General features: G+C 73.7%; 5 protein-coding genes. 2 read left to right on the top strand and 3 right to left on the bottom strand.

All coding sequences use genetic code 11. From position 1 onward, the window contains the following. Positions 1-66 precede the first annotated feature (66 nt). A complete protein-coding gene (locus ACTIGN_RS14755; protein WP_439625091.1) occupies positions 67-339 on the top strand; it encodes a hypothetical protein in 273 nt (90 codons plus the stop codon). 87 nt (positions 340-426) lie between these two features. On the opposite strand, the gene ACTIGN_RS14750 is transcribed toward ACTIGN_RS14755, so the two are convergent. Further along, positions 427-1932 carry a hypothetical protein gene (locus tag ACTIGN_RS14750; protein WP_439625089.1) on the bottom strand — a complete coding sequence of 502 codons (1506 nt, stop codon included), beginning with the start codon at positions 1930-1932 and terminating at the stop codon, positions 427-429. A gap of 81 nt (positions 1933-2013) precedes the next feature. Between ACTIGN_RS14750 and ACTIGN_RS14745 the strand changes: the two genes are divergently transcribed. Then, positions 2014-2856: an extracellular solute-binding protein gene (locus ACTIGN_RS14745; RefSeq protein WP_439625087.1), complete on the top strand. Its 843-nt coding sequence runs from the start codon at positions 2014-2016 to the stop codon at positions 2854-2856. A gap of 5 nt (positions 2857-2861) precedes the next feature. Here ACTIGN_RS14745 and ACTIGN_RS14740 read toward each other — a convergent pair whose 3' ends face one another. Continuing rightward, positions 2862-4268 carry a DUF1501 domain-containing protein gene (locus tag ACTIGN_RS14740; protein WP_439625085.1) on the bottom strand — a complete coding sequence of 469 codons (1407 nt, stop codon included), beginning with the start codon at positions 4266-4268 and terminating at the stop codon, positions 2862-2864. A gap of 184 nt (positions 4269-4452) precedes the next feature. Next, positions 4453-7074 (bottom strand): PSD1 and planctomycete cytochrome C domain-containing protein, encoded by a 2622-nt coding sequence (locus ACTIGN_RS14735; protein ID WP_439625083.1) that lies wholly within the window; start codon positions 7072-7074, stop codon positions 4453-4455. Between the last annotated feature and the right edge of the window lie 153 nt (positions 7075-7227).

Genomic DNA, 7227 nt, shown 5'->3' with positions numbered 1-7227 from the left:
GGTGGCGTGGAGCACACGACCCCGGTCGCTCGCGCTCCCGGCCCGCCCGGAACTTGGAGACCCACCGTGACCACGACCGCGACGCACGCCGTTCCCGACTGGTTGAAGCTCCGCGACGGGGCGCTCAAGCCCGGCGTCCGCTCCGAGACGACGTTCGTGCTCGTCGGCGGGCAGCCGCTGTACAAGCTGGAGGTGCGGCCGGCCGCGGGCACGTTCGCGTGCGCCGTGTCGAACACCGTGAACGGCAAGCGCCTCGACGACCCGGCGGCCGCGTTCCCCACGGCCGACGCCGCCCTCGCCGGCGGCCTGGAGCGGCTGCGGACCGTGCTGGGCTGGTAATCAGAGGGGGAGCTGGGGAGACATGGGGTGAAGACACCCTCTCGGTTTCTCTCCCCCTCTCCGTGTCTCCCCAGCTCCCCCCTCTGGCTACTGCGCCTTCGCCAGGAACTGCACGCCGACCTTGCCGGAGCCGATGAACCCGAGCTGGTCGAACCCGTAGCTCTTGACCACGCGGAGCAGCGTCTCGCCCTCCTCGGCGGTGGCGCAGTCGAACAGGTGGCGGCCGTTCTCGGTCACCGCGAACCGGTTCCCGTACGCCTGCACCTTCAGCGCCGCCGGGTCGAACCGCCGGCCCCGGAGGTTGAACGGCACCCGGGTGGGGGCCTTCCCGTTGGCCAGGAAGAACGTCAGCCCGCCCGACCCGACCTTGCAGAACTCGGTGACCCGCATGTCGCCCATCGCGCGGGCCGCGTCGCGGGCGGCCCACTCGCTCGGCCCGAACCGCCCCAGCACCTCGACCCCCGACGCGACCACCCAGTCGCCGCCGTCCTTGCGGACGTCGAGCTTCCGCGGGTCCACCTGCGTCATCTCGCCGACGAACCCGACCCCGGCGACCGGGATGCCGACCCGGGTGAGCCCGTCGATCTGCGCCTGGAGCGCGACCCGGGCGAGCGGCCCCTTGTCGGCCTTCGCGGGCATCGCCTCCTCGGACCCCGCGAACAGGTACGTCATCACCGGCACGCCCTGGCCCACGACGCCGACGCGGTTGAACCCGTACCGGCGGATCGCCGCGACCGCCTGCTCGGCGTCGGCCCGCACCGGCCCGAAGTTGAAGTGCAGGTTGTCGTCGTCCCGCACGCACCACACCCCGCGGACCGCCTCGACGCGGACCGTGCGCAAGTCGATCGGGACGATGTTCGTGGCCCCCGCGCCGGTCACCACCGGGCCGCTGGTGGTCGCGCCGCCGCCCGCGTCGTCCCGGCCCGGCATGCCCAGCGTCACCGGCGACTTGCCGTCCACGAGCGCGTACTCGACGACCGGCCGCGGCGTGCCGATGGTCACCCACTCGGTCGGCCGCAGGTCCTTGTAGACGCGGAGCGCGTTGCGGGCGTCGAGCTCGCGGTCCCCGAAGTCGCGGAGCACCTTGAACCCGCCCCAGAGCTGCCACCCGCCCGAGACGCGCTTGAGCGACAGGTCGCGGACGTTGATCGGCGTCTTCGCCTCGGGGTACGGCAGCGGCACCTCCTGCGGCTGCGCGATCGGGTTAAGGTTCTGGCCGAGCCCCGGGTTCCCGTTCGGGTTCTGCCCCAGCTGCCCCGGCAGCGCCGGTGGGAACGCGGCCGGCGGGTTGGTCGCGCCCGGTACGGCCCCCGGGGGCGAGAAGCCCGGCGGGAGCGTACCCGGGGGCAGGGCGACGCCGGGCTGAAACGGCGGCTGCGTGCGCATCACCGGCGCAGCGGGCTGGACCGGCGCGCCCGGTGCCGGCGACATCGACGCGGGGACGACCGGCCCCTGCGGGAACTGCGGGAACGGGGGCCGCGGCTGCGTGGTCGCCGGGGTCACGGGGGTCTGCGGGAACGGCGGGAGCTGGGCCGCCGCCGACCCGACCCCGAGAACGAGCCCGCACTGTGCGAGAAGGAGCCGCCGTCGCATCGCATACCCTCTTGGGCGAGAGTGCCGGTTCGTCGGGTAGTATCGACCGTGCGGCCTGGGGAACTTGAGGAGGAGCCCGCGATGCGTCTCGGTCCGTCCACCGCTGTCGCGCTCGGCTCGGCCGCGGCGCTCGTGGTTCTGATCGCGGCGCTGGTGTGGCGCGAGCGCGACCACCGCCCCGGCCCCGGCGCGGCCCCGCCGCTGATCGTGTACGCCGCCCCGACGGTCCGCCTCGCGCTGGAGCGGGTCGCGGCCGACTACGAGCGCGAGACGGGGCAGCGCGTCGAACTGCGGTTCGGCGCGTCGGAAGACGTCCTCACCCGGGTGCGGCTGCCGACACCGTCGGAGCCCGCCGACGTGTTCATCCCGGCCGACGACAGCTACGTCCGGCAGGCCCGCGAGCAGGGGTTCGTGGCGGAGTCGTTCCCGGTCGCACGGGTGCGGGCGGTGCTGCTGCTGGCTCCGGGCAACCCGAAGAACGTGACCGAATGGCGCGACTTGTTGCGGGCCGACGTGCGGGTCGCGGTGCCCAACCCCGGCGCGGCCGTCGGGGTGCTGGCCCGCACGCACCTGAGGGCGACCGGGAAGTGGAGCGCGCTGGAACCGCGGGTGGTGGACACGGGAACGGTAACCGAGGCGGCGAACGCGGCGAAGGCCGGCGGCGTGGACGCGGCGGTCGTGTGGGACGCGGTCGCGCACTCACCGGGCTACCGCGAACAGCGCGTCCTGGCGGTGCCGGAACTGGACGGCGTGGACGGGCGGATCGAAGCGGCGCCGCTCACGCAGTCGCTGCGCCCGGACGACGCGCGGCGGTTCGCCCGGTACGTCGCCGCGACCGACCGCGGGCTGGTTCACTTCCGCGAACTCCGCTTCACCGTCGCCGCGGGCGCACCGCCGTGGGCCGACGCGCCGCTCGCACGGTGAGCGCGTCACGCGAGGATCTCCTTCACCACCTCGCCGTGGACGTCGGTGAGGCGGAAGTCGCGGCCGCCGTGCCGGTACGTCAGCTTCTCGTGGTCCAGGCCGAGCAGGTGCAGCACCGTCGCGTGCAGGTCGTGGGTGTGGACCTTGCCCGACACCGCCTCGTACCCGTACTCGTCGGTCGCGCCGTGGACCAGCCCGCCCTTCACCCCGCCGCCCGCGAGCCACATCGAGTACCCGCGGTTGTTGTGCCCGCGGCCGTCCTGCGTCGGGTCCTCGGGCGTGCGGCCGAACTCGCCGCCCCAGATCACCAGCGTGTCCTTCAGCAACCCGCGCCGCTTCAGGTCCGCGAGCAGCCCCGCGACCGGCCTGTCGATCTGCAGGCAGTTGCGGGTCATCCCGGACGTGAGCGACCCGTGCAGGTCCCACTCGGTGTGCGTGATCTCGACGAACCGCACGCCGGCCTCGGACATGCGGCGGGCGAGGAGGCACTGCCGGCCGAACGTGTCGCCGGGGCCGCCGACGCCGTACTGCGCGAGCGTCTCCTTCGTCTCGCCCGACAGGTCCATCACCTTCGGCAGCTCGCCCTGCATGCGGAACGCCAGCTCGGCGCTCTGGATCATGCCCTCGACCTGCGGGTCGGCGGTCCTCGCGGCGAGGTCGCGGTCCATCGCCCGGAGCAGGTCGAGCTGGTCGCGCTGGCCGGCCGCGGTGAGCCGCGGGTTCACGAGGTTGCCGACGGTCGGGTTCGGCGTGGGCCGGTTGGCGTCGCCGAGCAGCGTGGCCGAGTACGCCGCGGGGAGGAACGCGCTCTGGTAGTACCGGGTGCCGCCGAGCGCCGACAGCGGGTTGATGCTGACGAACCCGGGCAGGTTCCGGTTCTCGCTCCCGAGGCCGTACAGCACCCAGCTCCCGACGCTCGGGCGGGTGAACTGGAAGCTCCCGGTGTGGAGCTGTTCCAGCGCCTGCGGGTGGTTCTCGTTGTCGGTGTGCATCCCGCGGAGGACGCACAGGGTGTCGGCGTGCTTCGCGGTCTCGGGGAGCAGTTCGACCACGTCGAGGCCGCTCTCGCCGTGCTTGTTGAACTTCCACCGCGAGCCGAGGAGCTTGCCCCCCTTGAGCTTGCCGGGCTTGCCGTGGTCGGCGGCGAGCTGCGGCTTCGGGTCGAACGTCTCCATGTGGCTCGGGCCGCCCCGCATGCACAGGAAGATGACCCGCTTCGCCCTGGGCTCGAAGTGCGGCTTCTTCGGCGCGAGCGGCGAGTCCGGCGCGCGGGCCTCGCGCGCCGCGGCCTCGGCCGCGAGCCCGGCGAACGCGACGTACCCGAACCCGGTCCCGGCGCGCTTCAGCGCCTGCCGCCGCGAGAACGGCAATTCGGAACGCGGAGTGCGGAATTCGGAATGCGAGCCGGACATTGACAGCCCTCGGCGCGGTGATCGGGGTCGGCAACGGTAGGTGTCTTTGCTCTCACGCGGGCCGCCACGGAGGGCGGCCCCTACGAACCAAGTTCGCGAGTAGGGACCGCAATCCGTGGCGGCCCGCCAACCGCCGAGGACTTCTACCCGGTCTCTTGTCTTCACTCCGCACTCCGCACTCGGTTCAGCGGAGGGTGCGGAACTCGGCGGACGCGAACACGGTCTGGCAGAAGCTCGCCCAGCGCTCCTCGCGGAGCCTCTCGGACGTCGCCGGGGCCTTCGCCTTCGGGTCGGGGAGCAGCGCCTCGGGGGCGGCGAGGTACTTCGCGGCGCGGGCGGCCTCCTCGGCGGTCGGCGGGCGCGAGTACGCGAGCCGGTACAGGCGCTCGACACGGGCCGCGTCGTCCGGGCCGGTCGCCAGGAGCCGCGCCGCGGCGCGCTTCGCCTGCGCGATCACCCACGGGTTGTTCATCAGGTACAGCGACTGCGCCGGGACCGTGCTGCGGTCGCGGGCGGCGACGGGCCGGTCCGGCGAGGCGAAGTCGAACAACTGGAACACCTCGGGCAGCACCCCGCGGACGACCGGCAGGTAGACGCTGCGGTGCGGGACGTCGAACAGGTCGGCGGCGAACGCCGGCTGGTGGCCGAAGTACTCGGCACTTCGGTACGGGTTCACCTTCGCCAGCGGCCCGCCGGCCGGCGGCGCCGGGTCGAGCCCCCCGCTGACGGCGAGGACCGCGTCGCGGAACGCCTCCGCCTCCAGCCGCCGCGGGGCCATCCGCCAGTAGAGCGTGTTGTCCGGGTCCACCGAGTGCGGATCGCGGAATTCGGAGTGGGGAATTAACACCCCGAACAGCCGGGCCTTCGACTCCGCGTTCCGCGTTCCGCGTTCCGCATTCGTCGAGAGGCGGTACGCGCGCGACAGCACCAGTTCGCGGACGAGCTTCTTCGTGCTCCACCCGCCGGCGACGAACCGCACCGCGAGGTGGTCGAGCAACTCCGGGTGCGTCGGCTTCGCGCCGTTCACACCGAAGTCGTCCGGCGTGGTGACGAGCCCGCGGCCGAACAGGTGCGCCCAGACCCGGTTGACGTACACGCGGGCCGGGAGCGGGTTCCCCGGGTCGGCGAGCCAGTCGGCGAGTTCGAGCCGGCCGCTCGCCGCCGCGGGCATCGGCCGGGCGGCGGTCGGCACCACCCGGAGCACGCCCCGCGGCGCGACCTCGCCGAGGTTCGTCGTCTCGCCGCGGACGTGGACGCGGACGTCCACGGGCTTCGCGCGGTCGCGGGCGGCCATCGCGAGGGCCGGCATCGGCGGCGGGCTCTCGGTCGCCGCCTTCAGGTCCGCCTCCGCGGCCTTCACCTTCGCGTCCCAGTCCTTGATCTCGGCCTCCATTCGCCCGATGTCGCCCTGGAGCGCCGCCTTGTCGGCCCCGGGCTTGGCGATCTGGAGCTTCGCGTCGGTGAGTCGCCGCACGACGCGGTAGCGGTCGGAGCGGGCGGTGTTCTGCTTCAGCGTCAGGTCGTGGAGCTTCGCGAGGTACGCGAGCGCGTCGGCCCCGAGCCGCTCGGCGTCCGGGCCGACCGGCAGGAGCGGGGCGTGGTGGAACGCGGTCGCCTTGATCCCGAGCGGGCCGTAGCCGGAGAGCGGCTCGGTGCTGCGGAGCACGCCGGCGATCGCGTAGTAGTCGCGGGTCGGGATCGGGTCGAACTTGTGGTCGTGGCACCGGGCGCACCCGACCGACAGCCCGAGGACCGTGCGGCCGATGACCTCGATCTGCTCGTCCACCACGTCCATGTGGAACACGTCCGGCTTCGCCTCCTCGAGCGCCTTCGGGCCGAGCGCGAGGAACCCGGTGGCGACGCGGAGCCGGTCCCGCTCGGCGGCGTCGGCCGCGGGGAGCAGGTCGCCGGCGACCTGCTCGCGGACGAACCGGTCGTAGGGCGCGTCGCGGTTGAAGCTGTCGATGACGTAGGTGCGGTACCGCCAGGCGTGGAACCACAGCACGTTCCGGTCGCGGCCGTTGCTGTCGGCGTACCGGGCCGCGTCGAGCCAGTGCCGGCCCCACCGCTCGCCGAAGTGCGGCGACGCGAGGAGCCGGTCGACCATCTTCTCGTAGGCGCCGGGGGCCGCGTCGGCGGCGAACGCCTCGACGTCTTCGGGGGCGGGCGGCAGGCCGGTCAGGTCGAACGAGACGCGCCGCGCGAGGCTGCGGCGGTCCGCGTCGCGGCCGGGCCGGAGCCCCCTCGCCTCCTGCGCGGCGAGCACGAACCGGTCGGCGGCGGCCAGGGGCCACGCGGCGTCCTTGACGGCGGGGGCGGCCGGGTTCGCCGGGGGCACGAACGCCCAGAACTTGCGGCCGTCTTCGAGGCTCATCCCCTTGCGGGCGACCGCCGCGGCCCCGGCCCGCGGGTCGGGCGCGCCCATCTTCACCCACGCCTCGAAGTCGGCGACCACCGCGTCGGGGAGCTTGCCCTTCGGCGGCATCTCCGGCGCGTCGGCCGCGTACCGCATGGTCTTGACGAGCAGGCTCTGGTCCGGCTTGCCGGGGACGACCGCGGGGCCGGTCTCGCCGCCCTTGCGGAGCCCGTCGCGCGTGTCGAGCGCGAGCCCGGCCTTGAGCTTGTTCCCCTTCGCGGCGTCGGCGGAGTGGCACGAGTAGCAGTGCGCGACGAGGACGGGGCGGATCTTGTTCTCGAAGAACTCGACGCCCTTGGGGTCGGGCTTCGCGGGGTCGTCGGCGCGGGCGGCCGGTGCGGCGAGGCACAGCACAACGGCCGCGGCGAGCGGGAGGGAGTGGGTCCGCATGTGTGGCAGCAGGCAGGTGGCAGCGGGGCGGGGCCGGCGGGAGGTGGAGTGTACCACCCGCCGGCGGCGGGCCGCAACCGAATTCGGCGCGTCACCCGCCGGCGGGGTATGCGTCGCGAAAGTTGGTGGGAACTGTGTTCAGTTCGGTGTAGC

It is taken from the genome of Gemmata sp. (genome assembly GCF_051859125.1).
Taxonomy (GTDB): Bacteria; Planctomycetota; Planctomycetia; order Gemmatales; family Gemmataceae; genus Gemmata.
The sequence above is the reverse complement of the archived record's forward strand: the minus strand, read 5'-3'. Positions and strand labels throughout refer to the sequence as shown.

Excerpts from the sequence above, each read along its gene's own strand:
- ACTIGN_RS14750 (WP_439625089.1), bottom strand. The coding sequence starts at position 1,932 with ATGCGACGGCGGCTCCTTCTCGCACAGTGCGGGCTCGTTCTCGGGGTC.
- ACTIGN_RS14745 (WP_439625087.1), top strand. The coding sequence starts at position 2,014 with ATGCGTCTCGGTCCGTCCACCGCTGTCGCGCTCGGCTCGGCCGCGGCG.
- ACTIGN_RS14740 (WP_439625085.1), bottom strand. The coding sequence starts at position 4,268 with ATGTCCGGCTCGCATTCCGAATTCCGCACTCCGCGTTCCGAATTGCCG.
- ACTIGN_RS14735 (WP_439625083.1), bottom strand. The coding sequence starts at position 7,074 with ATGCGGACCCACTCCCTCCCGCTCGCCGCGGCCGTTGTGCTGTGCCTC.